Source organism: Mesorhizobium sp. WSM3859, from assembly GCF_002295065.1.
Classification (GTDB): Bacteria; Pseudomonadota; Alphaproteobacteria; order Rhizobiales; family Rhizobiaceae; genus Mesorhizobium.
Map to the genome: position 1 here is coordinate 449,825 of NZ_NSGG01000004.1, position 24,585 is coordinate 474,409.

Sequence of the window (24,585 nt, forward strand, 5' to 3'; positions counted from 1 at the left end):
GTCACAGCGGGTTCAACGTAACGACGAACGACCGAGCGGCTTCACGACATGCGCCATCAAATTTTTCCGGGTTTAGGGCCCGTGATGCGGCGCGACGAGAACCAGACCTGCTCGAAGACGGCGGTCGCCGTGCGGTCCGGAGCCTTGTCTTCCCTAAGCCAGATCGAGCGGGTGCGCGCGGCGCGCTCGCGGTTCGGTATTTTCGCGCCCGGCTCGACAGTGGAGGCGCCGACGCAAGGGATGAACCAGGAGCCCATGAAGGGCCGGCACGCGAAGCCGTTTCCCAGGCGGGTTATGAGCACCGCGAGGCCGACGGTTTCGGACGGGCGCCACGGGAAGATCATGCGACCGCCGGGCTTCAACGCCTTCAGCCATGCGGCGGGCGGGGCGACGACGCCGGCATTGACATAGATGATGTCGGAGGGCGGCAATGGATTGGCGACGGCGTCGGCCTGGACGATTTCGACGTTGTCGTAAGCTGCAAGGTTTGCTTTGGCGCGCGCGGCAAGGTCGGGCTCGATCTCGACGGCGGTGATGCTGCCGCCCGGCTCGACCAGCCTCGCCAGCAGCGCCGTGTAATAGCCGGTCCCGGCGCCGATATGGGTGACGGTCTCGCCCGGTTTCGGCTCGACCTTGCCGAGCCACATGGCGTGCAGGAGCGGCTCGCCATTGTTGATGCCCTTGTCGGCATCGAGCACGACGAGCACGTTCTGATAGATGTAGCTCGGATTGGCGCTCGGCGTCTCGAACCGGCCTTCGCCGGCAAACACCGTCCACGGTCCCGGGCCGAGAAAGGCCTCGCGCGGCACTGAGGCAAAGACCTCCTCGATGCGCGGATCGGCCGACCGCGCCTGCGCTGCCATCAGCCTGGCGTAGAATCTGCGGGCTTCGTCGGGTTCGACCATAGCGCCAAGATAGCGCGTCCGGCCGGAATGTCGCGGTCAGCCGGCGAAGGTGTCGTAGAGCAGCTTGAAGTTGAGAACGAGGATGATCGCGGCCACTACCCATGCCAGCGCCGTAACGCCGCGCGGTATGGCGAAGCTGCCCATCTTCTTCTTGTCGGACACAAACTGCACCAGCGGGATGACCGCGAAGGGCAGTTGCATCGACAGCACCACCTGGCTGAAGACCAGCAATTGGGCCGTGCCCTTCTCGCCATAGAGCGCGGTGACGATCACGACGGGGACGATGGCGATGCCGCGCGTCAACAGGCGCCGCGCCCATTGCGGGATGCGCAGGCGCAGAAAACCTTCCATGACGATCTGGCCGGCGAGCGTCGCAGTGACCGTCGAGTTGAGGCCGGAGGCCAGCAGCGCGACCGCGAACAGGATCGAGGCGATGCTCAAGCCCAGCAGCGGCGACAGCAGCTCGAAGGCCTGGCCGATCTCGGCAACGCCGTGATGCCCGGTTTCATGGAAGGCGACCGCCGAGACGATCAGGATGGAGGCGTTGACGAACAGCGCCAGGATCAGCGCGATGGTCGAATCAGTCGTCGCCCATTTGATGGCGTCCCGCTTGCCGGTTTCCGTGCGCTCATAGGCGCGGGTCTGCACGATCGAGGAATGCAGATAGAGATTATGCGGCATGACCGTCGCGCCGATGATGCCGATGGCGATGTAGAGCATCGTCGGATTGGTGACGATCTCGGACGACGGCACGAACATAGAATGCAGGATGGTGCCGGCCGGCGGTGCGGCGACGAAGATCTGGATGGCAAAGCAGCCGAAGATGATGATCAGCAGCGCGACGACGAAAGCTTCCAGGTAACGGAAGCCCTTGTTCATCAGCAATAGCACCAGGAAGGCGTCGAGCGCGGTGAGCATGGCGCCGCCGATCAGCGGTATGCCGAACAGAAGCTGCAGCGCAATCGCCGTGCCGATCACCTCGGCGAGGTCGCAGGCGATGATCGCCAGCTCGCAGGCGATCCAGAGCATCAGATTGACGGGGCGCGGATAGTAGGCGCGGCAGGCCTGGGCGAGATCGCGGCCGGTGGCGATGCCGAGGCGCGCGGCCAGCGCCTGCAGCAGGATCGCCATCAGGTTCGACAGCATGATGACGAAAAGCAGCGTGTAGCCGAACTGGGCGCCTCCGGCGAGGTCGGTCGCCCAGTTGCCCGGGTCCATATAGCCGACCGAAACCATGTAGCCCGGTCCCATGAAGGCGAACAGGCGGCGGAACCAGACGCCGGTCCGGGGCACCGCGATCGAGGCATTCACCTCGCGCAGGCTGGGCTGCTCGTCGTCCGGCCTGTCGAATCGCCATGCGGGTCGGGCTACGGTTGCTGCATCGGCATCGGACATGGGATTTCCGCTGGAATTATCGAAACGCCTTTTACCTATGCCATGGCTCAACATTATGCAATAGGCTATATTTCATTGATCATGCTTTCGTGATCCGCGGGAGCAAGGTCCAGGGCGGGCGGCGGAAACGCCGGTTGCGCCCGCGCGGGAATGCGAATAAACGGCCGGATCATCAGGGGTTTCGTGCTATGGATGCGATCCCGATTCAGTCGAGGAGATAGAGCGCGACGTCGTCCGGAAACCGCTTCACACTTTTCGGCATCATGCTCTAGGACACGCCAGGAGGAGCGCGTATTGGCGCTGAGGAACAAACCGGTTCGACGCGAGGAGCCGCTTCCCGACGCCGAAATCCATTCGGAAGGATTCCGGCAGCAGCGCCAGGCGCGCCGCAGCGCGCTGGTCGAGGACTATGTCGAGCTGATCGCCGATCTGATCGAGGACGGCAACGAGGCGCGGCAGGTCGATATCGCGGCAAGGCTCGGTGTCGCGCAGCCGACGGTGGCGAAGATGCTGACCAGGCTGTGCGCGGACGGATTGGTCTCGCGAAAGCCCTATCGCGGCGTGTTCCTGACCGAGGCCGGCCGCAAGGTCGCCGAGGAAAGCCGCATCCGCCACCAAACGGTGGAGGCCTTCCTGCGTTCGCTGGGCGTCAGCGCCGAGACGGCGCGCATCGATGCCGAGGGGATCGAGCACCATGTCAGCGCCGAAACGCTGGACGCCTTCCGCCGGGCAATGACGCATCGCCAAGCGTAGGCGTTCGATCCATCCGAGCGCGTTGAAGCGGAACCGACTGATCTTCGCCGCATTACTTCCCACATCGCGCGATTGTCGCGCTTAGGGAGGAAGCAATGGGCATCGAACAGGCACCGACCGCCAAGGGAAAGCAGGCGGCCGGGGGATTGCGGAAGGCTGCCGCCAGGGACGAGCGCAAGACCGAGGCCGAGACCGGCCATCCGCTGAAGAAGGGCGCCGCGCGTTTCGAGGAACGTTCGAAAAGTTCGGACGGCAAAAGCGCCGGCGCGAAGCAGAAAAGCTGAGGTTTTCAGCCCGTTTATCGGGAGTGGAAATTAACCAGCCGATCGGAGTTTCCTCCGGCCCGCGCTTTTTTCGAGCGCGAAAAACTCTGTGACTTAGGCTGGCCGTTGCGATAATTGTCTGAAGGGGGGCCAGCCCCTCCAGGACATTCGCATTGCGAGGAGTTGCCATGCTTTGGAGAGGCCGTCGTCAGAGCGACAACATCGAGGATGACCGCAGCGACAGTGGCGGTGGCGGCGGATTGGGCGGCGGCGGTCAGTTCCGCGTCCCTATCGGCGGCCGCACCGGTGGCGGCGGCAGTATCCTGCTGGTTATCCTGGTCGTGCTCGCGGGATGGTATTTCGGCTTCGACCCGTCGCAGATCCTGGGCGGCGGCGACGGCGGCCTGCTGCCCGGTGGCGGCGGCCAGATCACCGAGACACAGGACGAGGGCAACGCGCCCGCCAATGACGAGATGAAGCAGTTCGTCGCGACCGTGCTTGCCGATACCGAGGACACCTGGACCGGCATTTTCAAATCCCAAGGGTTGACCTACGAGGATCCCAAGCTGGTGCTGTTCAGCGGCCAGGTTCGTTCGGCATGCGGCTTCGCCTCGGCGGCGGCCGGGCCGTTCTACTGCCCTGGCGATCACAAGGTCTATCTCGACATGACCTTCTTCCAGCAGCTCGACCAGCAGTTCGGCGCTTCAGGCGAGTTCGCACGGGCCTATGTGGTGGCGCATGAGATCGGCCACCATGTGCAGAACCTCACCGGCATCATGGGCAAGTTCAACCAGATGCGGCAAGGCATGAGCGAGGCCGACGCCAACCAGCTGTCGGTGCGCATCGAGCTTCAGGCCGATTGCTTCGCCGGGGTCTGGGCGCATTACACGCGGCAGAAGGGCATACTGGAGCAGGGCGACATCGAAAGCGCGCTGAATGCGGCCAAGCAGATCGGCGACGACACGCTGCAGAAGAAGATGCAGGGCTATGTCGTGCCGGAAAGCTTCAATCACGGCACTTCGCAGCAGCGGCAGACCTGGCTGGCGCGGGGCTTCAAGAGCGGCAAGCTGTCCGACTGCAACACGATGAGCGGTCCGATCTGAGGCGGCGTTTCCGCTTCTTTTCGGGTGACGATTTGCAATCAGTGGCAGCTGGCAAGTGATGTCAGCATAAGGCATTCGTGTTCGTTCGCGGATTGTTCCCGCAGCCAACCTCGCCTATAAGGTCCGTCCCGCCCGTGCCCCAAGGCGGATGAGGAGCTTGTCATCATGATAGACCCGAAAACCGCCAAGCGGGGCCTTGCGCTCGTTTTCACGACGCTTTTGCTCGACATCATCGGCTTCGGCATCATCATGCCGGTGCTGCCGGCCTATCTTGAGGAACTGAGCGGCGTCAGCGTCAGCGAGGCCGCCATCGAGGGCGGCTGGCTGTTCTTCGTCTATGCGGCGATGCAGTTCTTCTTCGCGCCGGTCATCGGCGGGTTGAGCGACCGCTTCGGGCGCCGGCCGGTCCTGCTGGCCTCGGTGCTGACTTTCTCGATCGACAACCTGATCTGCGCCATCGCCTGGTCCTATCCGATTCTGTTCATCGGCCGGGTGCTCGCGGGCATTTCCGGCGCCAGCTATTCGACGACATCCGCTTTCGTGGCCGACATCTCGAACGACGAGACCCGGGCGAAGAATTTCGGCCTGCTCGGCATAGCCTTCGGCGTCGGCTTCGTCATCGGCCCGGTGCTGGGCGGGGTGCTCGGCACGTTCGGGCCGCGCGTGCCGTTCTATTTCGCTGCCGGGCTCGCTTTCGTCAATTTCCTGATCGCGTTGGTCTTCCTCCCGGAGACGCTGGACGAAAAACACCGCCGCCGCTTCGAGTGGAAGCGCGCCAATCCCGTCGGCACGCTGATCCAGATGCGCAATTATCCAGGCATCGGCTGGATCGGGCTGGTCTTCTTCCTGATGACGCTCGGCCACATGATGTATCCGGCGGTGTGGTCGTTCGTCTCCAGCTACCGTTATGGCTGGAGCCAAACGCAGATCGGCTTCTCGCTCGGCGCCTTCGGCCTATGCGGCGCGATCGTCATGGCGACGGTGCTGCCGCGCCTCATCCCGAAGCTTGGCGAGTGGAAGACGGCGGCGATCGGGCTGACCTTCACCGCGCTCAGCGCCTTCGGCTATGCGTTCTCGACGCAAGGCTGGATGATCTATGCGGTGATCGTAGCCGGCTGCCTGGAATCCTTGGCGGACCCGCCGCTCAGGAGCCTCGCCGCCGCCAAGGTGCCGCCTTCGGCGCAGGGCGAATTGCAGGGCGCGATGACCTCGATTTTCTCGATCACGTCGATCGTCACGCCACTGCTCTATACCGGCATCTTTTCCTGGTTCACCGGACCGAGCGCGCCGGTCGTGTTCGGCGGCGCGCCATATGTGCTCGGCGCGATTTTCCTGACGCTGGCGGTAATCGTCTTCGTGACGAAGGTGGCCAAGCCGACGCCGAAGGAAGTCGAGCGCATGCACGCACAGGAAGCGGCGCATACGCAGGAAGCAGCAACGGACGCTGCTTGAAGCCTTAAGCTGGCTGCGGCTTGAGCTAGGCCCGTTCCGCCAGCGCTTCCTCGCCGCGCCGTTCGCGGATCAGGTTGACGAAGCGGCGGAAGAGGTAGTGCGAATCCTGCGGGCCGGGCGAGGCCTCGGGATGATGCTGGACCGAAAACACCGGACGTCCGGTCAGCGCGATGCCGCAGTTCGAGCCGTCGAAGAGCGAGACATGGGTTTCCTCGACGCCTTCAGGCAGCGAGTCGGCGTCGACGGCGAAACCGTGGTTCATCGAGACGATCTCGACCTTGCCGGTGGTGTGGTCCTTGACCGGATGGTTGGCGCCGTGATGACCCTGATGCATCTTTTCGGTCTTGCCGCCGAGCGCCAGCGCCAGCATCTGATGGCCGAGGCAGATGCCGAACACCGGAATGTCGGTCTTCAAGAGGTTCTGGATAACCGGCACGGCATATTCGCCGGTCGCTTCCGGATCGCCGGGGCCGTTCGACAGGAAAATGCCATCGGGCTGCATGGCCAGGATCTCGTCGGCGTCGGTCTTTGCGGGGACGACGGTTACCTTGGCGCCGAGGCCCGCCAGCAGGCGCAGGATGTTGCGCTTGACGCCATAGTCGATGGCCACGACATGCATCGACGGCACGCCCCGCTCGCCATAGCCCTCGTTCCAGACCCAGGTCGTCTCGCGCCACACCGAGGACTGGCCGGACGTCACTTCCTTGGCGAGATCGAGGCCGATCAGGCCCGACCATGCCGCTGCCTGCCGCTTCAGATCCTCGATGTCGAAGACGCCGTCGGGCGCATGCGCGATGACGGCATTGGGCATGCCCTTCTCGCGGATCAGCACGGTGAGCGCGCGGGTGTCGATGCCGGACAGCGCGACAATGCCGCGCCGCTTCAGCCACTGGTCGAGATGGCCGGCGGCGCGATAATTGGACGGATCGGTGACATTGGCCTTGAAGATGGCGCCGACAGCGCCGGCGCGGGCCGCCGGATGCAAGTCCTCGATGTCCTCGTCATTGGTGCCGACATTGCCGATATGCGGGAAGGTGAAGGTGACGATCTGGCCGGCGTAGGAGGGATCGGTGAGGATTTCCTCATAACCGGTCAGCGCCGTATTGAAGCACACTTCCGCGACGGCCGACCCGGTGGCGCCGAGACCGCGGCCCTCGATCACCGTGCCGTCGGCGAGCACCAGAAGGGCGGTCGGCTTTTCGGTGGCCCAGGGGGCGGTGGTCGTGGCCATGGCGGCACTCCTGTCAGGCGCGTCAAAAGCAGTCGGCGGGACCGTTTGCGCGACAAGGCGCGCGAGCTGGATATTTCAGCTCCCACGCGTCGGTTTCATTGTCTCATGCAGGACCGAGTACATAGGCGAAGGCACCCGAACGGTCAATGCGGACGCCGCCAGCCAGTCCTGTTTTCCATTCGTCCAGCAATATCAGCGGCTTGCCGGGATTTGCGTCACGCGGCCGGCAAAGCTATTGTCCGCCGCACTCGAAGGAGAAGCACGATGCGCGAGAAAATCGCCGAATCCATGAAGAGCGCGATGAAGGCGCAGGACAAGCACCGCCTGCCGACGCTGCGGCTGATCCAGGCCGCCATCCACGACCGCGACATCGCCAATCGCGGCGCCGGCAAGCCGCCGGCGAGCGAGGAGGAGATCCTGCAGATCCTCGCCAAGATGGTGAAGCAGCGCGAGGAATCGGCCAAAGCCTTCGAAGACGGCAAGCGGCCGGAACTTGCGGCGCAGGAGCGCGGCGAGATGGAGATCATCCGCGCGTTCCTGCCGACGCAGCTCGACGACGCGGCGATCCAGGCTGCGGCGCGCGAGGCGATCGCGGCGACCGGCGCCGCCAGCCAGAAGGACATGGGCAAGGTGATCGGCGCGCTGAAGCAGAAATATGCCGGGCAGATGGACTTCGCCAAGGCGAGCGCCATCATCAAGGGGCTGCTGCAGTAGAAGGCAGCCTCTATCTCTCTGTTTTTTCGCAATTCCGGACGGAAAACCGTTAGACACTTTTCCTGGAATTGCTTCAGTCCTTGCAGATCGGCACCGGCTGCGGCGGCGGCGCCGGATGATCCTTCTTGTACTGCGCGATGATCGGCTCCAGCATCTTCTTCGGCCAGAATTTGGGGGTGCCGATCTCCTTCAGGCAGGAGGCGTTCCAATAGGTGCCAGCGGCTGAGAGTGCCTGGCCGGCGGCCTTGGCGCGCGCAACGGCGGCGATGTCGCGCGATTCAGGGTAGATGTAGAGCGTCGTCGGGCTGTTCTTCACGAGAGGAATGATCTGCTCGGCATCGGCCGGCGACCAGCTGGTGCAGCCATTGCTGCGGCCGCCGGCGTAATTCACCAGCTTGCCGTAGGGCACAAAGCCGTCGTGGTCGGCGTAAGAGCTTTGCGGGTTCTTGCGCATGCACAAGCCCTTCAGGATGGCCGCCGGATGCCCGCCGATGACACGCTGCCTGGCGTTCGCCGTCTCGCCTTCGCCGTCGAACTGGATGAAGGTGCGCATGAACACCGCGTTCTGCGCGCCGACGCGATAATAGCCCTTGAAGGACGTCTTGGTTTCGGCGGTCATATAGGCGCCACCGGCCGTCAGCTCGGAATCCATCGCGTTGCCGAAGTTTTTCGCGCAGCGCCTGCCGTTAGAGAAATCGGCGACGCCTTTCAGATTGCGGCCGCCGCCATGGCCCGAGGAAACCGCGCGGAAGAGCTGCTTGGCTTCGCAGATGATGTAGTAGCGCTGGCCGAGCACGCTGCTGCCCAAGTCACCGGGTCGCGTGGCATCCATGGCGAAATAGCAGGGGTTGCTGACCGAACCGTCGCTGACTTTCTTCTGGTAGAGCGCGCGCGCCCGCTCCAGCACGACCTGAGAGATCTGGCCCTCGCCGTCGCCGACATGGCGCTGCAGCCAGTCTGGGATGTTGGATGGCCGCAAGGCGGCAAATGAGCTGACCGATGCCGTCAGCGCGGCCAGGATCGCGACAAGGCAAAAGATGGCCACACCCGGCGGAACAGATCTCAACCGCACCGTTTTGCCCCTCCTGTCGAAATGTCTCGTACCCGTGAATCACCCGGGCCGATCATAGAAGGTCTCGCACGCATCGGCGAAACACTTCTAGTTTAGCGACGCCTTTTGGAGGTCGGATTTTCCGTCCGCTTCGATTGAGCTATCATCTGATTCCCGGCGCGCCCACGCCTCCTCCCTCCATCGGAAAGCATCGTTCATGCAGGGCAGTCCATCACCCAACCAACTGTTCGAGCGCCAGGCATAAGGAGGGGTTGTCGAGACTGCTCGCGGCAGGAGGTTTTTCGATGCGGGTTTCCGCACCAGTCTATCATCTGAAACGCCAGGCGAGGCTCCTGTCCCGCCGGGAAAAAATTCCCCTTCATGAGGCACTCGACCGCGTTGCCGCCAAGGAAGGCTTCGGCAGCTGGAGCCTGCTTGCGGCCAAAGCCGCCGAGGCGGCGCCCGGCGACAAGCTACTGGCGCGGCTTATGCCAGGCGACATGGTGCTCGTGGCGGCGCGGCCGGGGCAGGGCAAGACGCTGATGAGCCTCGAAGTCGCGGTGGCGACCATGAAGCAGGGCAATCGCGCCGTGTTCTTCACCCTGGAATATGTGCATGCCGATATACTGGACCGGTTCCGCGACATCGGGATCGAACCCGCCGATTTCAATCACCTGTTCACCTTCGACAATTCCGACGTCATCAGTTCAGGCTACATCATCGAGAGGTTGCGGTCGGCGCCGCGCGGCACGTTGGCGGTCATCGACTATCTGCAACTGCTCGACCAGAGGCGGGGAGAATCCCGAGCTCATGGTCCAAATCCATGCCTTGAGGTCGTTCGCCCGCGAACGTGAACTGGTGTTGGTGTTCATCTCGCAGATCGACAGATCATACGATTCCGCCCGGAAGCCGTTCCCGGATATCGGCGATATCCGGCTGCCGAACCCGCTCGATCTGTCGCTGTTCGACAAGGCCTGTTTCCTGAACAAGGGTGAAATCCAGTTTCAGGCGGCTTGAGGGCGATCCGTCTGGCGGCTATCCGTGCCCATCTCGACAGGAAACGGGCCATGATCGAAATCGTCAAACCGGCGCTCGAACACCTGCCGTCCTACAAGGCGGCGCTGGAGCGCGGCTGGTCGCCCGACAATGTGCGGCTCTTGGAAGCGACGCGCGAGCAGCTCGAGGCGATCGAGAAAGAGCCCGTCGAATTTCTCACCAGCCTCGATGACCCCGAGGCCAAGGGGCCGCCCATCACCTTGCCCGACGGCACGACCGTGCCGCGCCTGCCCGGCTTCCGGCGCTGGATTTGGGATGGCGAGGCTGCCGGCTCCATAGGGCTGCGCTGGCAAAGAGGCAGATCGGCGCTGCCGCCGCACGTGCTTGGCCATATAGGCTATGCGGTGGTGCCGTGGAAGGAGGGGCGCGGTTACGCCACAGAAGCGTTGCGGCTGATGCTTGACGAGGCGAGGGCAGTGGGCCTGGACCATGTCGAGATCACCACGGACCTCGACAATCTTGCATCCCAGAAGGTGATCCTCGCCAATGGCGGCATCCTTGTCGGGCGCTTCGCCAAGGTCGCCGCCTATGGTGGCGCGGAAAGCCTCAAATATCGGATCGATCTTTAGATCGAAGCGGTTGGGCGGTCACTCGCCGGGCCTGGCCAGCCTTCCTTCTTCCGCCTTGTGGTAGAACTGGCTCGCCACGAGCCAGCCTTTGAGCGGCCTGAGCGGCGGAATGCAGGTCGCGAGAACGATCGGGATCGAAACGAAGGCGTGGAACCACATGGAGGGCTCGAACATCACCTGCGCCCAGACGGCGAACAGCACCGAAGGCACACAGGCAAAGCAGATGACGAAAAAGGCCGGGCCATCGGCGGGATCGGCAAAGGAATAGTCGAGGCCGCAGACATCGCATTTCGGCGCCAGTTTCAAGAATCCCTCGAACAGGTGGCCCTCACCGCAACGCGGGCAGCGGCCCCGGATTCCCACCTGCCAGGGCACCAGGGGTGGATAATGGGCAAGGTCTTTCATGATCGTCGCTCCAATGGATCTCGCGTGTGGTCAAGCCGGACCTTGAGATCTTGGATACATACATATATCATTATTGTATGCAGACAATGCGACAAAATGTATGGATGAGCGACAAGTGAACGGCGAAAGTGATGTCAGGTGGCTTCCGGTTCTCGAGACAGGGCCGCGACCGGTCTATTTGAAGATCGTCGACGCCCTGGCGGATGCCCGCTCGAACGGCCGCTTGCAGCCCGGCGACAGGTTGCCGCCGCAGCGGGAGCTCGCCCGGCTGCTCGGGGTCGACCTTACGACCGTCACGCGGGCGTTTTCCGAAGCCAGGCGCAGGAACCTGATCGACGCGACGGCGGGTCGGGGCACCTTCGTCACGCCGGGCGAACCGGAAGAGCCTGTCCTCGATCTCAGCATGAACATCCCGCCGGCGCCCGCGGGCCTCAACCTGCCGAGACTGATCCGGACGGGTGTCGAGGGGCTGCTCAAGCGCTCCAGCGCGGAAGCACTGCTTTCCTATCATCCCGGCCCAGGCTCGCCTGCTGAGCGCGCTGCTGGCTCGTCATGGCTCGCCGCAGCGGGAGACAGGCTGCCGGTCGACATGGTCGTTGTCGGCTCGGGCGCGCAGGCGCTGCTCACAGCCGTCGTGCTGGCAGAGACGCGCGAGGGCGACACGATCCTTGCCGACGCGCTGACCTATCCCGGGCTGATCGCACTGGCCGGGACCACGCGGCGCAAGCTCGCCGCCGTCGCAAACGACGGTGACGGCATGCTGCCGCACGATCTCGAAGAGGCGGCGCGACGGCATGGCGCCCGCATTCTCTACCTCAATCCAACGCTGCAAAATCCGACAGCATCGGTCATGCCCGAAGGCAGGCGGCGCGAGCTCGCCCGCATGGCCGGCAAGCTCGGGCTGATCATTATCGAGGACGATCCCTATAGAAGGTTGCTCGCCACGCCGCCGCCGACTTTCCTGCTCCTGGCGCCGGAGCGGACCTTCCATGTCGCGACATTGGCGAAATGCCTCTCGCCTTTCCTGCGCACGGCCTTCCTGGCGGCGCCGGACCAGCAAGCCGCCGAGCGGGTCGCGGCAGCGATACGCGGCACCACCATGATGGCGCCGCCGCTGATGACTGGCCTCGCCTGCGAGTGGCTGCGAAGCGGCCTTGCCGGGGAGATCACCGCCGGCGTGCGTGCCGAAGCGCAGGCCAGGCAAGAGATTGCCCGCAACATCCTGCCCAGAGGTTTCGCGGCAACCGCTACCAGCCTGCATCTCTGGTATCCGCTGGAGAGCCAGTTGCGCTCGGCGGAACTCGCCGACATTGCCCGCCGCAGAGGGCTGGCCATCAGCCCCGCCGAAGAATTCGCTGTCGGGCAGGATTTTGCCAACGGCTTTCGCCTGGCACTGGGCGCTACCCCCAACCGCGAGCGGTTGAAGGAAGGCCTTCAAAGCTTGACTTCCATCCTTTCGGGAGCGCCAGGCTCCTCGCGACCGAGGGTCTGAGGCAGCAAACCGATGGTTGGCGCAGCCCGCTACTCGGCCGCCGCCGGCAGTGGCGGCGTCGCGCGGCTGCGCCATTCCCAGGCTTGCGAGCCGACAGCCACCACCACCGCCACCAGCATGGCCAGGGCGCCGGCGAGCGGCAGGCTGCGATAGCCGTAGCCGGCATTGAGCATCGCCGCGCCCAGCGACGCGGCGAGCGCGATGCCGACATTGAAGCCGGACGGGATCAGCGCGGAAGCGAGGTTTGAGGCATCGGCCGTCCAGGCCAGGATACGTGTCTGGATCGGCGCGCCGATGGCGAAGTTGAGACCGCCCCAGATGACGATGGTGACGATCATCGGCACCGGGTAGGGGCTGACAAGATGGATGACGCCGAGCGCCACCGCCTGCAGGGCGAGCATGACGATCAGCGAGGGCATCAGCTTCCAGTCGGCGAGCTTGCCACCGACCAGGACGCCGATCGTGGCGCCGACGCCGTTGAGCAGCAGCACCCATGGGATCAGGCTCTCGTCGAGGCCGGTCACTTCGAGCAGCATCGGCGTGATATAGGTGAACAGCGCGAACTGGCCGATCATCAGCATCAGCATCAGGATCAGCGAGGTCCAGACCTGCTGGCGGCCGAGCACACGAACCTCACGCGCCAGGCCGGCCGGACGGTTGGCGGCGCCCGCCGTTCGCGGCAGCAGCGCCAGCATGGCGAGGATCGCGACGAGGCCGAGCGCGCCCATCACCCAGAAGGTCGCGCGCCAGCCCCACAGGCTGCCGATCGCGGTGCCGGCCGGCACGCCGATGACGTTGGAAACGGTCAATCCCGAGAGAATGATAGCAACCGCCCGGCCGCGCTGGTCCTCGCGCACCAGGCTGACCGCAACCACCATGGCGACACCGAAATAGCAGCCATGCGCCACGGCGGTCGCGATGCGCAGCAGAAGCATCGCGGTGAAATCGGGCGCCAGCGCGCAGGCAACCTGGCCGAGGGTGAAGGCGATGGTCAGTCCGATCAGCAGCGTTTTGCGTGAGACCTTGCTGGTGGCCAAAGCCAGCAGCGGGCCGCCGATGGCGATGCCGCAGGCATAGCCGGAGACGAGATAGCCGGCGGTCGGCACCGAAACGCCGAGACCCTGCGCCACCTCGGGCAGCACGCCGGCGATGACGAATTCGGTGGTGCCGAAGGCGAAGGCGGCAAGGAAAAGGGCAATGAGCGGCAGCATGATTCGAAAACATATGCGAGGAATACACGCCTCAAACCACGCCCGGGCGGGCTCGGCAATGCAGAAATTGTCGGCCCTACTTTAGCTTTTCTTGAGCGTAGGGCTAGCTGGCCTTCAGCCGCGAGCCGCCGAGCAGGCCGCGCTCCTCCAGCACCGGATAGGCCATGGACGCCAGCAGCGAGTTGATCTGTTTCAGGTCGCGGATGGTGTCGAGGTGAATGGAACTGGTCTCGACGCTCTTGGTCGTGCCGTCGCGCAGGCGAACGAAATGGCTGGCGCTGGTCTCCTTCTCGCGCTCGCGCAGCAGGTCTTTCTCCAGCACCAGCTGGCGCGCGGTTTCCGGATCGCGCGAAACCAGCACGTTGAAGGCAAGGCGCGCATTGGCGAGCACCGAGGCATGGAAGGCGCAAAGCTCGCGCCAGCCTTCCGGCGTGAACTCCAGGCCGCGATCCAGCTTCTTCTTCACATGCACCAGCATGTTGCGCACGATGATGTCGCCGACCTGCTCCAGCTTGACGCAGGCGCCGATCAGTTCCTGGCAGCGCAGCGCCTCGTCCTCGGTCAGCGGGTTCCTGGTGATCTTGGCGAGATAGAGCTTGATTGCGGCGTGTTTGTTGTCGACGCGGTCGTCGAGCGTGGCCAGCGCCTTGATCTTGTCGCTGTCGGCATCCTCGTAAAGTTCGATGATGCGCTTCAGCATGATCTCGACCGTCTCGCAGACCCGCACCACTTCGCGCGTTGCGTTGGCCAAAGCCTGGCTCGGCGTGTCGAGAGCGCTGTCGTTCAGCGCCGAGAGTTCAATGACGTCGAGCGCCGCCGCCGGGTCCGGCTTGGCGCCGACGGCCACGATCTTCTCGGAAACGCGGTAGACAAGGCCGGCAAGCGGCAGGCCGGCGAGCAGGATAACCACATTGAACAGGATGTGCGCGTTTACGATCTGGTCGGGCACGGTGGCGCCAAGGAAGCCGATCGGCGGCTTCACCGTCATGAACAGGATCAGCATCACCAGCGACCCCATGCCGCGCATCAAGAGGTTGCCGATCGGCACGACGCGGATGCCCGGATCGGCATTGCGGGTGAGCAAGGGCGCGATAACGGAGGAACCGAGATTGACGCCAAGCACCAGCACGATGCCGAGCTCCGGAGGGATAAAGCCGCGCCCCGCCAGCGTCACCAGAAGCAGCACGGCGGCGATCGAGGAATGGAAGAGCCAGGTGACCAGTGCTGCGAGCAGATAGGCGGTGACGAAATCGCCGGAGAAATAGCTGATGATCAGCGGCATCAGCGAGCTCTGGCGCAACGGCTCGGACGCCTGGCCGATCATCTCCAGCGACAGGATCAGCAGGCCGATACCGATCAGGATGCGGCCCAACTGCCGCCAGTCGCGCCGCTCGGTGGCCATGAACATGACCGTTCCCGCGATCAGGCAGAGCGGCACCAGCAGTGTCAGATCGAAGGTGAGCAGCTTGACCACCAGCGCCGAGCCGATCTCGGCGCCGCGCACCGCCAATTGGCCGGCGGCGCCCGAAACGATGCCGGCGCCGGCGAAGGAGCCGACCAGCAGCGTCACCGCGGTCGAGCTCTGCAGCGCGATCGCCAGGCCGCAGCCAGCCAGCACCGCCATGATCGGGTTGCGCATGGTGGCGCGCAGCCGGTGGCGCAGCACGTCGCCATAGGCGCGCTCGACGCCGGTCTTCACCATACGGGTGGCGAACAGCATCAGCGCCACCGCGCCGGCAAGGTGCAGGAGGACGACGGAGCCGGTCACAGCCCACCTCGCGGGGTGGCTCTGGCGGCGCGGAGAGAGGTACGAATCTTAGCCATCTCAAGGTCTGGAAATACACCAATTAAGATTAGCCGGATAATAGATTTTGTGATGCGACGATCGTCTCGGCTCGACGGACCATGTCGGAAATGAACGGAGGAAGCATTGGTTGCATGCGTCTCGCGGCGGCGCTTCGACCGGGATGAAGCGTTGCTCGGCCGCAAGGCCGGGCGCGATCCGTACCGTTGTTGAGGCAGTCGGCGCAAGCATCGGAAACCGTTACAGAATTGTAATTCGAACATTCAGTTTCGGTTCATCCGTCGGCCGGTATCCCTCTGCCTATCGACAACAAGGAATACCCACCATGAAGCGTCTCATACTTTGCGCCGTCACCGCCTCGATGCTGGCCGCCTCGGCCTTCTCCGGCCAGGCGGGGCCACTCGCCCAGCCGAGCGCGTCGCAGCCGAACCACACCCAGGTCGACTGGCAGAAGCCCGGCAGGCATGTCGATAAACGGGTCGTGAAGAAGAAGGTCATCGTGAAGCGCAGCCATTGGCGCAACGGCCAGAAATATTCCAACTGGAAGCGCCACCAGCCGATTCGCGACTGGAACCGCTATGGCCTGCGCCGTCCCGGACCCGGCCAGGAGTGGATCCGCGTCGGCAACGACTATGTGCTGGTCAGCATCCTTTCCGGCGTCATCTTCGGCGCGATCGCCGCGCATTGATCCGCGATAACCGGTAATGCGGAAAGGAGGCGGCCGCCCTGGCCGCCTTCTTTTGGTCTGTGAAAAGCGGGTACGATGGGTGAGACAGAGTCGCAGCGCGGGGCCGGCTCGATTATATGGAGGGCAAACGAGCTTTCTTAGATGCGCTTTCCGCCCGCCTTCCTCGACGAGATACGCGACCGCGTGCCGATTTCATCGGTCATCGGCCAGCGCGTCGCGTGGGACAGGAAGAAGACCAACACGTCGCGCGGCGACTATTGGGCCTGCTGCCCGTTCCATGGAGAGAAAAGCCCTTCCTTCCATTGCGAGGACAAGAAGGGCCGCTACCACTGCTTCGGCTGCTCGGTTTCGGGCGATCACTTCAAGTTCCTCACCGAGCTCGACGGCATGAGCTTTCCCGAGGCGGTCGAGAAGGTCGCCGAGATGGCCGGCGTGCCGATGCCGGTGCGTGATGAACGGGAAGAACGGCGCGAGAAGGAACGCGCCAGCCTGACCGACGTCATGGAGATGGCGACCCTCTTCTTCCAGGAGCGGTTGCAGAGCGCCGACGGCGCCAAGGCCCGCGCGTATCTGCGCGACCGCGGATTGACGCCGGCGACGCAGCAATCCTTCCGGCTGGGCTATGCGCCGGACAGCCGCAACGCGCTCAAGGAGCATCTTGCCGCCAAGGGCGTGCCGAAGGCCGATATCGAAGCCTGCGGGCTGGTGCGGCATGGCGACGACATCCCGGTCTCCTATGACTGGTTCCGCGACCGCATCATGTTCCCGATCCCGGATTCGCGCGGCAAGATCATCGCCTTCGGCGGGCGGGCGCTGGCGCCCGATGCCTTGGCCAAATACATGAACTCGCCGGAGACGGAGCTCTTCCACAAGGGCAACGTGCTCTACAATTTCGCTCGCGCCCGCAAAGCTCTCGCCAAGGGCGGCGCTGTCATTGCCGTCGAAGGCTATATGGACGTGATCGCGCTGGCGCAGGCCGGCTTCGAGAATGCCGTGGCGCCGCTCGGCACCGCGCTCACCGAAAACCAGCTCGAGCTTCTGTGGCGCATGGCGCCCGAGCCGGTGCTGTGTTTCGACGGCGATAAGGCCGGGTTGAAAGCGGCATGGCGTGCCGCGGATCTGGCCCTGCCTTCGGTGCAGGCAGGACGCTCGGCACGGTTCGCGCTGCTGCCGGAAGGCAAGGACCCCGATGATCTGGTCAAGGCCGATGGGCCGGACGCGTTCCGGGCGGTGCTGGCGGAGGCGCGGCCGCTTGTCGATCTCCTGTGGATGCGGGAGACCGCCGGCGGCGTCTTCGAAACGCCGGAACGTCGGGCCGAGCTGGGAAAGAGGCTGAATGAGCTCGCCAGCCGTATCCGCGACGAGAGCGTGCGCTACGAATATCAACAGGTGATGCGCGAACGGGTGCGGAGCTTCTTCGGCGCCCAGCGCGACACCAGGCAGGGTCGCCAGGATGGCGGCCGGCCCGGTCAGCGCGGCCAAGGCAAGGCCGCGGCGCCCGGCGGGCAGTTCGCCAAGGGCGGAAGCGGCCGCATCGCGATCACCGAAAGCCTCGGCCAGTCGGCGCTGGTCAAGCGCGGCGGCGAGGGCATGTCGGTGCGCGAGGCGACGATCATCGTAGCCTTGATCAACCACCCGGCGCTGATCGACGAGAATTTCGCGCATGTCGAATTCCTCGACCTGGCCAATTCTGATCTGCGCAAGCTCCACGCTGCCATCCTCGACGCCATGGCGCATGACGCGGCCGACGAACGCGGCGCGGTCATCGCCACCATCGAGCGCGCCGGTTGCGGCGGCATCTGGGAGCGGGCGGTGGAACTGATCAAGCGCGCGCGGCAATGGCCGGCGCTGGAGACCGCCGCGCTCGACGATGCCCGCGACGCCTTCAACCAGGCGATGCACTTGCAGCGCAGCGCCCGCACCTTACATAGAGAGCTGAAACAGGCGCAGGCGGCGCTCGATGCAGACCCTTCGGATGAAAATTTCCGGCATCTCGTCGAGATTCAAGCGCAATTCAACGATGTGCAGGCAACGGAAGCGCTGATCGAAGGGTTCGGCGTTTCATCGGGCAGGGTTGGGCGCGTTTAGGGCCGAACACCACCCATTGGAAGTGAATTGGAAATGCGCAGCGCGTCGAATCGACGCCTGTAAGTCGGGTAATTGATTCGCTTTTTTCATGCGAATCATGCCAGAGGCGCTTGACCTTCTGGCAGATTGGCGGAATCAGGACGATTCGAAACGTTAACCGTGCTCCGGCGTCGGCGGGAAATTTGAGCGATGTGAGGTGCCGGTGACGGCTGGACAGGCAAAATGCCTGCTCCAGATATCAGGGTTAATCTGGACTTAATGCATGTCGCCCAAAAGTGAAAACCGGTTTGGGGCAAACGAGATGCACAAAACAAAAGAGATGACGCGGTTGCCGGGCCGGTAAAAAGCATTCCGGTACGAGCACACACGGCGTAACCGGTCCGACAGTTTACGCGGCCTCGATATTGGGCCGCTTGGAGACGACAAAGAATGGCGACAAAGGAAAAGGAAGAGGTCGAGACCGAACGCGAAGGCGCCACCGATGGCCCTCTGCTCGACCTTTCCGACGATGCTGTCAAGAAGATGATCAAGGCCGCGAAGAAACGCGGCTATGTCACGCTCGACGAGCTCAACGCGGTGCTGCCCTCGGAAGAGACGGATCCGGACCGCATCGAAGACATCAATGCGATGCTCAGTGACATGGGCATCAACGTCGTCGAGGATGACGAGCAGGGCGAAGAGGCCGAGGCCGAGCCCGCCGGCGACAGCGAGGAAGACGCCAACGAGCTTGCCGAGCAGACCGGCACCGCCGTGGCAGCCACGACGACCAAGAAAGAGCCGACCGATCGCACCGACGATCCGGTGCGCATGTACCTGCGCGAGATGGGCTCGGTCGAGCTTCTGTCGCGCGAGGGCGAAATCGCCATCGCCAAGCGTATCGAGGCCGGCCGCGAGACGATGATCGCGGGTCTGTGCGAAAGCCCGCTGACCTTCCAGGCCATCATCATCTGGCGCGACGAGCTCAACGAATCGAAGATCCTGCTGCGCGAGATCATCGACCTCGAGGCGACCTATGCCGGCCCGGAGGCCAAGCAGGCGCCGGTGGTCGAACGCGTCGAGGAAGCACCGTCCAAGCCCGAAGAGAAGCCGCGCGGCCGCGCGGCGGCGCGCGAGGAAGAAGACGACATCACCAATGTCGGCGGCGATACGCGCGGGCTGGAGGAAGAGGAAGACGACGAGGACGAGGCCAGCCTGTCGCTGGCCGCGATGGAAGCGGAACTGCGCCCGCAGGTGATGGAGACGCTCGACGTCATCGCCGACACCTACAAGAAGCTGCGCAAGCTGCAGGACCAGCAGGTCGAGAATCGTCTCGCCGCCGCCGGCACGCTGTCACCCAGCCAGGACCGCAGGCTCAAGGAGCTGAAGGACCAGCTGATCAAGGCGGTGAAGTCGCTATCGCTCAACGCCGCGCGCATCGAGGCGCTGGTCGAGCAGCTCTACGACATCAACAAGCGCCTGGTGCAGAACGAGGGTAAGCTTCTGCGTCTGGCCGAAAGCTATGGCGTGCGCCGCGAGGAATTCCTCAAGGAGTATCAGGGCTCGGAGCTCGATCCGAACTGGACCCGCTCGATCGCCAACCTGACCTCGCGCGGCTGGAAGGAATTCACCAAGAACGAGAAGGATGCGATCAAGGAACTGCGCGCCGAGATCCAGAACCTCGCCACCGAAACGGCGATCTCGATCCTGGAATTCCGCAAGATCGTGAACCAGGTGCAGAAGGGCGAGCGCGAGGCCGCGATCGCCAAGAAGGAAATGGTCGAGGCGAACCTTCGCCTGGTCATCTCCATCGCCAAGAAATACACCAACCGCGGCCTGCAGTTCCTGGATCTCATCCAGGAAGGCAATATCGGCCTGATGAAGGCGGTCGATAAGTTCGAATACCGCCGCGGCTACAAGTTCTCGACCTACGCCACCTGGTGGATCCGGCAGGCCATCACCCGCTCGATCGCCGACCAGGCGCGCACCATCCGCATTCCGGTGCATATGATCGAGACGATCAACAAGATCGTGCGCACCTCGCGCCAGATGCTGCACGAGATCGGCCGCGAGCCGACCCCGGAGGAACTGGCGGAAAAACTCGCCATGCCGCTGGAAAAAGTGCGCAAGGTGCTGAAGATCGCCAAGGAGCCGATCTCGCTCGAAACGCCGGTCGGCGACGAGGAGGATTCGCATCTCGGCGACTTCATCGAGGACAAGATGGCGATCCTGCCGATCGACGCGGCGATCCAGGCCAACCTGCGCGAGACCACGACGCGGGTGCTTGCTTCGCTGACGCCGCGCGAGGAGCGCGTGCTCAGAATGCGCTTCGGCATCGGCATGAACACCGACCACACGCTGGAAGAAGTCGGCCAGCAGTTCTCGGTGACGCGCGAGCGCATCCGCCAGATCGAAGCCAAGGCGCTGCGCAAGCTCAAGCATCCGAGCCGGTCGCGCAAGCTGAGAAGCTTCCTCGACAGCTGAGCGCAAACGCAACCATACGAGATCGAAAGGGCGCCCTCCGGCGCCCTTTTTCATTTCCACCCGCGCTTGCCGAGAATGGCAGGCGGTAGGATACTCAATGTCGAACGCATTTCCGGACGGTTGGCCGGATGCCCCGGCCACTCCGCTCCGACGGGAGGTGTGCCATGACGACTTACATCTTGCTTCTCAACTGGACCGAGCAGGGCGCCAGGAATGTGCGAGATTCGCCGAAGCGGCTCGATGCGGCCAAGAAGCAGTTGGGGGATATGGGCGGGTCGTTCAAGGCGTTCTATCTCACCATGGGCGAATGCGACATGGTGGCCGTCGTCGAGGCGCCTGACGACGCGGTGCTGGCGCGATTTGCCCTGATGTTGTCCTCCGGAGGCAGCGTGCGGACGCGGACATTGAAGGCGTTTCCGGAATTCGCCTATCGCGAGATCATCAGTTCGCTCGGGTAGGAGACGGCTGAAGCCGGGACCGGAGCGGCTGTTGCGAAGCCGCGCCGCATTCCCGATAGTCGCGCCATGCCCAAGCCGCTGCTGACCGTCTGGTACAACACGCGCTGTCCGGTGTGCGACGCCGGCATCAGTCGCCAGAGGCGGCGGCTGATCGAGGCCGTCAAGGCGGGCCGCGTCGAATTCCGTGACATCAATTTCGAACCCGAAGCGCTTTCGGCCTTCGGCGCCTCGCTTGAGGATATCCGCCGGCGGCTGCACGCGACCGATAGCGAAGGCCGGCTGCTGGTCGGCGCCGACGTGGCGATCGCGGTCTGGCGGCTCACCCCGGGCGAGGGGTGGCTGGCGAGCCTGCTCGGCAACGTGGCAACGCTGCCGCTGACGCGCTTCGCCTATGACCGTTTCGCCGACCTTCTCTATGCCTGGAACCGGCGCAAGGGCCGCTGGTAGGCCGCAACTCCACCCCCAACTATAGCGTTGTGCTAGGGCCTTGGCGCATCCTGCGATACATCGTAAGATATATCTTGACTCAACGAACGATGAGCCTTACTTAAGATGTATCGTAAGATATAGACCAAGGAGCAATCCATGCACAGACACGATGATTCCGGGCACCATTTCGGCGAGCGCATGTTCATGCATATGGCCGGCAGATTCGGCGGCAAGTTTGGTGGCAGAGGGAGCGGCGGTTTCGGTCCGTTTGGGGGCAGGGGCGGCGGCCGCGGCCCGGGCGACATGTTCCGCGCCGGGCGAATGCTCGCCGACGGCGATCTGAAGCTGATCACGCTGTCGCTGCTGGCTGATGCGCCACGCCACGGATACGACATTATCAAGGCGCTGGAAGAGCGCACCAGCGGCATCTACAGCCCGAGTCCAGGCGTGGTCTATCCGACGTTGACCTTCCTCGAAGAGGCGGGCTATGCGGTGTCGTCCAGCGAGGGCAACAAAAAGGTGTTTTCGATCACCGAGGCCGGCAAGGCTCATCTCGAGGAGAACCGCGAGGTGATCGACGGCGTGCTCGACCATCTCGAGCGGTTCGGCCGCAAGATGGCGGCGGCGCGCGAATGGTTCGGCTGGGGTGACGACAAGGACGAGGGGCGCCGCGGCCGTTCGGAAAAGCGCGACCAGTTCCGCGCGCTGCGCCATCGTCTGCGCGCCGCGCTCGGCGACATCGCCGACGCGCCGGAGGACAAGCAGGCCGAGGCGATCAGCATCCTCGAAGACGCCGCCGAGGCGATCGAGGCGCTGGCGCGGCGCTAACGCTTTCCCAAGGAAAGCCAAAAAAGCCCGGAGCGACCCGGGCTTTTCGCATTCAGTAAGCGGTCGAAAGCGGCGAGGACTATTCCTTGCCGACATACTCGCTGATCAGCTTCTCATTGCGCGCCTTCTCGATCTTGGCTGTGGTTTCGGCCGAGATCCGCTCGTCGGTGCGGTACTTGACCAGGTTCACCAGACTGCCGGTGAGCAGGAGGACGCCCATCGCCCAGTAGCCCTTGGTCGAGAGGTCGACCGGGGCCAGCCACAGCGATAGGCCGAGCATGAAGTAGGCGGCGCCCACCGACACCGTGTTGAACAGGATATAAGTCTGATTGCCGTTCATCGAATTGCTCCTTGGAATTTGATCTGTTTTTCGGAAAGCGGGTTCAGTTCAGGGATTTGAGGCGCGCCAGGACGTCCTCAGCGCGCACCTTGGTGGCCGGTCCATGGCCTGCTTCGGCGAGGCGTTCACGGATCGCCTCGTGACGCAGTTCGCCGTCGATCTCGTCGAGGATGCCGGCCTCCTCGAACGGGTCGCTGCTTTCCCTGATGCGGGCCAGTAGTTCCTCTGCCTCGTTGATGCTCGCCGTGCGGCCGATCGAGCGGTTCAGGCGCGCCTGGGCCTTGTGTTCGGCATCGATCGCCCGGGCGGAGATCATGCCCTGGTTGAGGCCGATGATGCGGCGATGCGCCTGTTCGACGGACAGGCGCATGCGCAGGGTCTTCTCGCCGAGGCTCTTGACCGTGGCGCGGCGGATCTCGCGCTCGTTCTCGAGCTCCGCGATCGCGGAAGCGCCGCCTTCGGCAAGCGCCTGGTTGTTGGCGGAAAGCGCGCTCAGCGTGCGGGTCTCCAGGTCGGCGATGCGGCGGTCGAGCTGGTCGAGGCTGGTCTGCTCGGCACGCTGGCGCACGATCAGCGAGGCGAGTGTCTGCTTGGCGGCGGCGAGGCCCGTCTCCGCGTCGCGGATGCGCTGCGCCAGAAGGTCAATGGCGAAACGGTCCTTCAGATTGTCCTCGGCCCGGGCGCTGGCGCCGTCCAGCAATGTCTTGATCAGGCTAAGCATTGAGTCTTCTCCCTGTTGATGTGAACGTTGTTCACAATGCCAACATAACACGAAATGAACATTGTTCAAGAACTATTTTGAACGCTGTTCATGAAGCGTCGGACATGGTAAACGCAGGCAAACAGAATGAACTCCCGACGTGGCATGCCGGCCACCCGATAGAGCGACAGGAAAGAGCATGGCGCTGGACAAGGAAGAAATCAGCGAGAAGGTGCTCGCCATCGCCGAGGCGCTGCTCAACGAGGGCGGCGCCGAAAATCTCAAGGCGCGCACGATAGCCGAGCAGGCCGGCATTTCGGTTGGATCGGTCTACAATCTGTTTGCCGATCTCGACGAGGTGCACCGCGCCGTCAACATGCGGCTGCTCGACCGGCTCGGCGCGACAGGCCTCGCGGCCATGGCCGATCTCGAAAGGCAAGGGGTGACCGATGTCCAGCACCGCATCCTGGCCATGGCGGCGGCCTATGTGCGCTTCGTCGAGGCGCATCCCGGCAGCTGGCCGGCGGTGCTGGCCTTCAACCGCCGCCGCGCGACGCGGCCAGGCCCCGACGCCTATGACGCTCTGCTCGACGCGCTCTTCGATATTGTCGCCGGCGTGCTCAAGGCAGGCGATTTCGGCCTCGACGACGACCGCCGCGCGCTTGCGGCCCGGACTTTGTGGTCAAGCGTGCATGGCATCGTGACCAGCGGCTATGTGGCGAATTCCAACAGCCGGCAGGCCGAGGAGATCTGGCATCAGATCGAGCTGCTGGTCGGCGTTTTCGTCAAGGGGCTGGAACGCGGCGGCGCATTCGCGCATGCTGAGACAAAGCCTGAATGAACAAAGGGCGCCGCGATTTCCTGGTGCCCGCGTGAAATGGGAGTTTTGAAAAATGTCTTTTCTGAAGAAGCTTTTTGGCGGCGGCGGTGGCGAGGCAACGGAAGCCGGCAGTGCCAAGCCGGCAAAGCAGGTCGAGCACAAAGGGTTCCTGATCAGCGCGACGCCCTACAAGGCCGAGGGCCAGTACCAGACCTGCGGCGTCGTCTCGAAGGAAGTGGACGGCGTGCTGAAAGAGCACCGCTTCATCCGCGCCGACCGCTTCGCCGGGCTGGACGACGCCGTCGACATCTCGATCAAGAAAGGCATCCAGTTGGTCGACGAGCAGGGCGAGAAGATGTTCGGCTGAATA

General features: G+C 63.9%; 24 protein-coding genes and 1 pseudogene. 16 read left to right on the forward strand and 9 right to left on the reverse strand.

What is annotated here, in order from left to right:
• Positions 1–56: 56 nt before the first annotated feature.
• Together CK230_RS12140 and CK230_RS12145 are read right to left on the reverse strand one after the other, a co-directional pair.
• Positions 57–905 (reverse strand): methyltransferase domain-containing protein, encoded by an 849-nt coding sequence (locus CK230_RS12140; protein ID WP_095817374.1) that lies wholly within the window; start codon positions 903–905, stop codon positions 57–59.
• 36 nt (positions 906–941) lie between these two features.
• Positions 942–2,300 carry an Nramp family divalent metal transporter gene (locus tag CK230_RS12145; protein WP_095817375.1) on the reverse strand — a complete coding sequence of 453 codons (1,359 nt, stop codon included), beginning with the start codon at positions 2,298–2,300 and terminating at the stop codon, positions 942–944.
• A 294-nt stretch (positions 2,301–2,594) separates the two neighbouring features.
• Between CK230_RS12145 and mntR the strand changes: the two genes are divergently transcribed.
• The 4 genes from mntR to CK230_RS12165 all read left to right on the forward strand — a co-directional run bounded on the left by mntR (position 2,595) and on the right by CK230_RS12165 (position 5,871).
• A complete protein-coding gene (gene mntR / locus CK230_RS12150) occupies positions 2,595–3,053 on the forward strand; it encodes a manganese-binding transcriptional regulator MntR (RefSeq protein ID WP_041002353.1) in 459 nt (152 codons plus the stop codon).
• Between the two features lie 95 nt (positions 3,054–3,148).
• Complete coding sequence (locus CK230_RS12155; RefSeq protein ID WP_095817376.1) at positions 3,149–3,337, forward strand: hypothetical protein; 189 nt, start codon at positions 3,149–3,151, stop codon at positions 3,335–3,337.
• Positions 3,338–3,504: 167 nt separating this feature from the next.
• Positions 3,505–4,419: a neutral zinc metallopeptidase gene (locus tag CK230_RS12160; RefSeq protein ID WP_095817377.1), complete on the forward strand. Its 915-nt coding sequence runs from the start codon at positions 3,505–3,507 to the stop codon at positions 4,417–4,419.
• Positions 4,420–4,584: 165 nt separating this feature from the next.
• Positions 4,585–5,871 carry a TCR/Tet family MFS transporter gene (locus CK230_RS12165; protein ID WP_095817378.1) on the forward strand — a complete coding sequence of 429 codons (1,287 nt, stop codon included), beginning with the start codon at positions 4,585–4,587 and terminating at the stop codon, positions 5,869–5,871.
• A 25-nt stretch (positions 5,872–5,896) separates the two neighbouring features.
• Here the strand turns inward: CK230_RS12165 and carA are convergent, their stop codons facing one another.
• A complete protein-coding gene (gene carA / locus CK230_RS12170) occupies positions 5,897–7,102 on the reverse strand; it encodes a glutamine-hydrolyzing carbamoyl-phosphate synthase small subunit (RefSeq protein WP_095817379.1) in 1,206 nt (401 codons plus the stop codon).
• A 264-nt stretch (positions 7,103–7,366) separates the two neighbouring features.
• Between carA and CK230_RS12175 the strand changes: the two genes are divergently transcribed.
• Positions 7,367–7,816: a GatB/YqeY domain-containing protein gene (locus CK230_RS12175; RefSeq protein ID WP_095817380.1), complete on the forward strand. Its 450-nt coding sequence runs from the start codon at positions 7,367–7,369 to the stop codon at positions 7,814–7,816.
• Between the two features lie 73 nt (positions 7,817–7,889).
• Here the strand turns inward: CK230_RS12175 and CK230_RS12180 are convergent, their stop codons facing one another.
• Positions 7,890–8,888 (reverse strand): hypothetical protein, encoded by a 999-nt coding sequence (locus CK230_RS12180; RefSeq protein WP_095817381.1) that lies wholly within the window; start codon positions 8,886–8,888, stop codon positions 7,890–7,892.
• A gap of 284 nt (positions 8,889–9,172) precedes the next feature.
• Between CK230_RS12180 and CK230_RS12185 the strand changes: the two are divergent.
• Positions 9,173–9,884: pseudogene (locus CK230_RS12185) on the forward strand (DNA helicase).
• Between the two features lie 50 nt (positions 9,885–9,934).
• Positions 9,935–10,492, forward strand: a complete 558-nt coding sequence (locus CK230_RS12190) for a GNAT family N-acetyltransferase (RefSeq protein WP_095817382.1) — start codon at positions 9,935–9,937, stop codon at positions 10,490–10,492.
• 18 nt (positions 10,493–10,510) lie between these two features.
• Here CK230_RS12190 and CK230_RS12195 read toward each other — a convergent pair whose 3' ends face one another.
• Positions 10,511–10,897, reverse strand: coding sequence for a DUF983 domain-containing protein (locus CK230_RS12195; RefSeq protein ID WP_095817383.1), 387 nt, complete (start codon positions 10,895–10,897; stop codon positions 10,511–10,513).
• 115 nt (positions 10,898–11,012) lie between these two features.
• Here CK230_RS12195 and CK230_RS12200 point away from each other — a divergent pair, with 115 nt between their 5' ends.
• Positions 11,013–12,389, forward strand: coding sequence for a PLP-dependent aminotransferase family protein (locus CK230_RS12200; RefSeq protein WP_176480078.1), 1,377 nt, complete (start codon positions 11,013–11,015; stop codon positions 12,387–12,389).
• Between the two features lie 29 nt (positions 12,390–12,418).
• Here CK230_RS12200 and CK230_RS12205 read toward each other — a convergent pair whose 3' ends face one another.
• Both CK230_RS12205 and CK230_RS12210 read right to left on the reverse strand, forming a co-directional pair.
• Positions 12,419–13,603 carry an MFS transporter gene (locus tag CK230_RS12205; protein WP_095817385.1) on the reverse strand — a complete coding sequence of 395 codons (1,185 nt, stop codon included), beginning with the start codon at positions 13,601–13,603 and terminating at the stop codon, positions 12,419–12,421.
• A gap of 100 nt (positions 13,604–13,703) precedes the next feature.
• Positions 13,704–15,368 carry a Na/Pi cotransporter family protein gene (locus CK230_RS12210; protein ID WP_095817386.1) on the reverse strand — a complete coding sequence of 555 codons (1,665 nt, stop codon included), beginning with the start codon at positions 15,366–15,368 and terminating at the stop codon, positions 13,704–13,706.
• Positions 15,369–15,729: 361 nt separating this feature from the next.
• Between CK230_RS12210 and CK230_RS12215 the strand changes: the two genes are divergently transcribed.
• From CK230_RS12215 to CK230_RS12240, 6 genes are all read left to right on the forward strand, one after another.
• The gene (locus tag CK230_RS12215) at positions 15,730–16,092 is read left to right on the forward strand and encodes an RcnB family protein (RefSeq protein WP_095817387.1); all 363 of its coding nucleotides are present in this window, start codon (positions 15,730–15,732) and stop codon (positions 16,090–16,092) included.
• Between the two features lie 141 nt (positions 16,093–16,233).
• A complete protein-coding gene (gene dnaG / locus CK230_RS12220; RefSeq protein WP_095817388.1) occupies positions 16,234–18,180 on the forward strand; it encodes a DNA primase in 1,947 nt (648 codons plus the stop codon).
• A 429-nt stretch (positions 18,181–18,609) separates the two neighbouring features.
• Positions 18,610–20,640, forward strand: a complete 2,031-nt coding sequence (gene rpoD / locus CK230_RS12225) for an RNA polymerase sigma factor RpoD (RefSeq protein WP_095817389.1) — start codon at positions 18,610–18,612, stop codon at positions 20,638–20,640.
• Between the two features lie 164 nt (positions 20,641–20,804).
• Positions 20,805–21,098, forward strand: a complete 294-nt coding sequence (locus CK230_RS12230; RefSeq protein WP_095817390.1) for a GYD domain-containing protein — start codon at positions 20,805–20,807, stop codon at positions 21,096–21,098.
• A gap of 66 nt (positions 21,099–21,164) precedes the next feature.
• Positions 21,165–21,545: a DCC1-like thiol-disulfide oxidoreductase family protein gene (locus CK230_RS12235; protein ID WP_176480079.1), complete on the forward strand. Its 381-nt coding sequence runs from the start codon at positions 21,165–21,167 to the stop codon at positions 21,543–21,545.
• A gap of 138 nt (positions 21,546–21,683) precedes the next feature.
• Complete coding sequence (locus CK230_RS12240; RefSeq protein WP_095817391.1) at positions 21,684–22,355, forward strand: PadR family transcriptional regulator; 672 nt, start codon at positions 21,684–21,686, stop codon at positions 22,353–22,355.
• Between the two features lie 79 nt (positions 22,356–22,434).
• On the opposite strand, the gene CK230_RS12245 is transcribed toward CK230_RS12240, so the two are convergent.
• Positions 22,435–22,695: a YiaA/YiaB family inner membrane protein gene (locus CK230_RS12245; protein ID WP_095817392.1), complete on the reverse strand. Its 261-nt coding sequence runs from the start codon at positions 22,693–22,695 to the stop codon at positions 22,435–22,437.
• A 43-nt stretch (positions 22,696–22,738) separates the two neighbouring features.
• Entirely contained in the window at positions 22,739–23,416 is a 678-nt protein-coding gene (locus CK230_RS12250) for a PspA/IM30 family protein (RefSeq protein WP_095817393.1), read from the reverse strand.
• A gap of 178 nt (positions 23,417–23,594) precedes the next feature.
• Between CK230_RS12250 and CK230_RS12255 the strand changes: the two genes are divergently transcribed.
• Entirely contained in the window at positions 23,595–24,236 is a 642-nt protein-coding gene (locus CK230_RS12255) for a TetR/AcrR family transcriptional regulator (protein WP_095817394.1), read from the forward strand.
• Positions 24,237–24,288: 52 nt separating this feature from the next.
• Entirely contained in the window at positions 24,289–24,582 is a 294-nt protein-coding gene (locus CK230_RS12260) for an HlyU family transcriptional regulator (RefSeq protein ID WP_095817395.1), read from the forward strand.
• Positions 24,583–24,585 lie beyond the last annotated feature (3 nt).

Bases quoted from the DNA above. Each gene is read 5' to 3' on its own strand.
- CK230_RS12145 (WP_095817375.1), bottom strand. From the start codon at position 2,300: ATGTCCGATGCCGATGCAGCAACCGTAGCCCGACCCGCATGGCGATTC.
- rpoD (WP_095817389.1), top strand. From the start codon at position 18,610: ATGGCGACAAAGGAAAAGGAAGAGGTCGAGACCGAACGCGAAGGCGCC.
- carA (WP_095817379.1), bottom strand. From the start codon at position 7,102: ATGGCCACGACCACCGCCCCCTGGGCCACCGAAAAGCCGACCGCCCTT.
- CK230_RS12175 (WP_095817380.1), top strand. From the start codon at position 7,367: ATGCGCGAGAAAATCGCCGAATCCATGAAGAGCGCGATGAAGGCGCAG.
- CK230_RS12250 (WP_095817393.1), bottom strand. From the start codon at position 23,416: ATGCTTAGCCTGATCAAGACATTGCTGGACGGCGCCAGCGCCCGGGCC.
- CK230_RS12230 (WP_095817390.1), top strand. From the start codon at position 20,805: ATGACGACTTACATCTTGCTTCTCAACTGGACCGAGCAGGGCGCCAGG.
- CK230_RS12195 (WP_095817383.1), bottom strand. From the start codon at position 10,897: ATGAAAGACCTTGCCCATTATCCACCCCTGGTGCCCTGGCAGGTGGGA.
- CK230_RS12155 (WP_095817376.1), top strand. From the start codon at position 3,149: ATGGGCATCGAACAGGCACCGACCGCCAAGGGAAAGCAGGCGGCCGGG.
- CK230_RS12235 (WP_176480079.1), top strand. From the start codon at position 21,165: ATGCCCAAGCCGCTGCTGACCGTCTGGTACAACACGCGCTGTCCGGTG.
- dnaG (WP_095817388.1), top strand. From the start codon at position 16,234: ATGCGCTTTCCGCCCGCCTTCCTCGACGAGATACGCGACCGCGTGCCG.
- CK230_RS12140 (WP_095817374.1), bottom strand. From the start codon at position 905: ATGGTCGAACCCGACGAAGCCCGCAGATTCTACGCCAGGCTGATGGCA.
- CK230_RS12160 (WP_095817377.1), top strand. From the start codon at position 3,505: ATGCTTTGGAGAGGCCGTCGTCAGAGCGACAACATCGAGGATGACCGC.
- CK230_RS12190 (WP_095817382.1), top strand. From the start codon at position 9,935: ATGATCGAAATCGTCAAACCGGCGCTCGAACACCTGCCGTCCTACAAG.
- CK230_RS12165 (WP_095817378.1), top strand. From the start codon at position 4,585: ATGATAGACCCGAAAACCGCCAAGCGGGGCCTTGCGCTCGTTTTCACG.
- CK230_RS12215 (WP_095817387.1), top strand. From the start codon at position 15,730: ATGAAGCGTCTCATACTTTGCGCCGTCACCGCCTCGATGCTGGCCGCC.
- CK230_RS12255 (WP_095817394.1), top strand. From the start codon at position 23,595: ATGGCGCTGGACAAGGAAGAAATCAGCGAGAAGGTGCTCGCCATCGCC.
- CK230_RS12260 (WP_095817395.1), top strand. From the start codon at position 24,289: ATGTCTTTTCTGAAGAAGCTTTTTGGCGGCGGCGGTGGCGAGGCAACG.
- CK230_RS12240 (WP_095817391.1), top strand. From the start codon at position 21,684: ATGCACAGACACGATGATTCCGGGCACCATTTCGGCGAGCGCATGTTC.
- CK230_RS12245 (WP_095817392.1), bottom strand. From the start codon at position 22,695: ATGAACGGCAATCAGACTTATATCCTGTTCAACACGGTGTCGGTGGGC.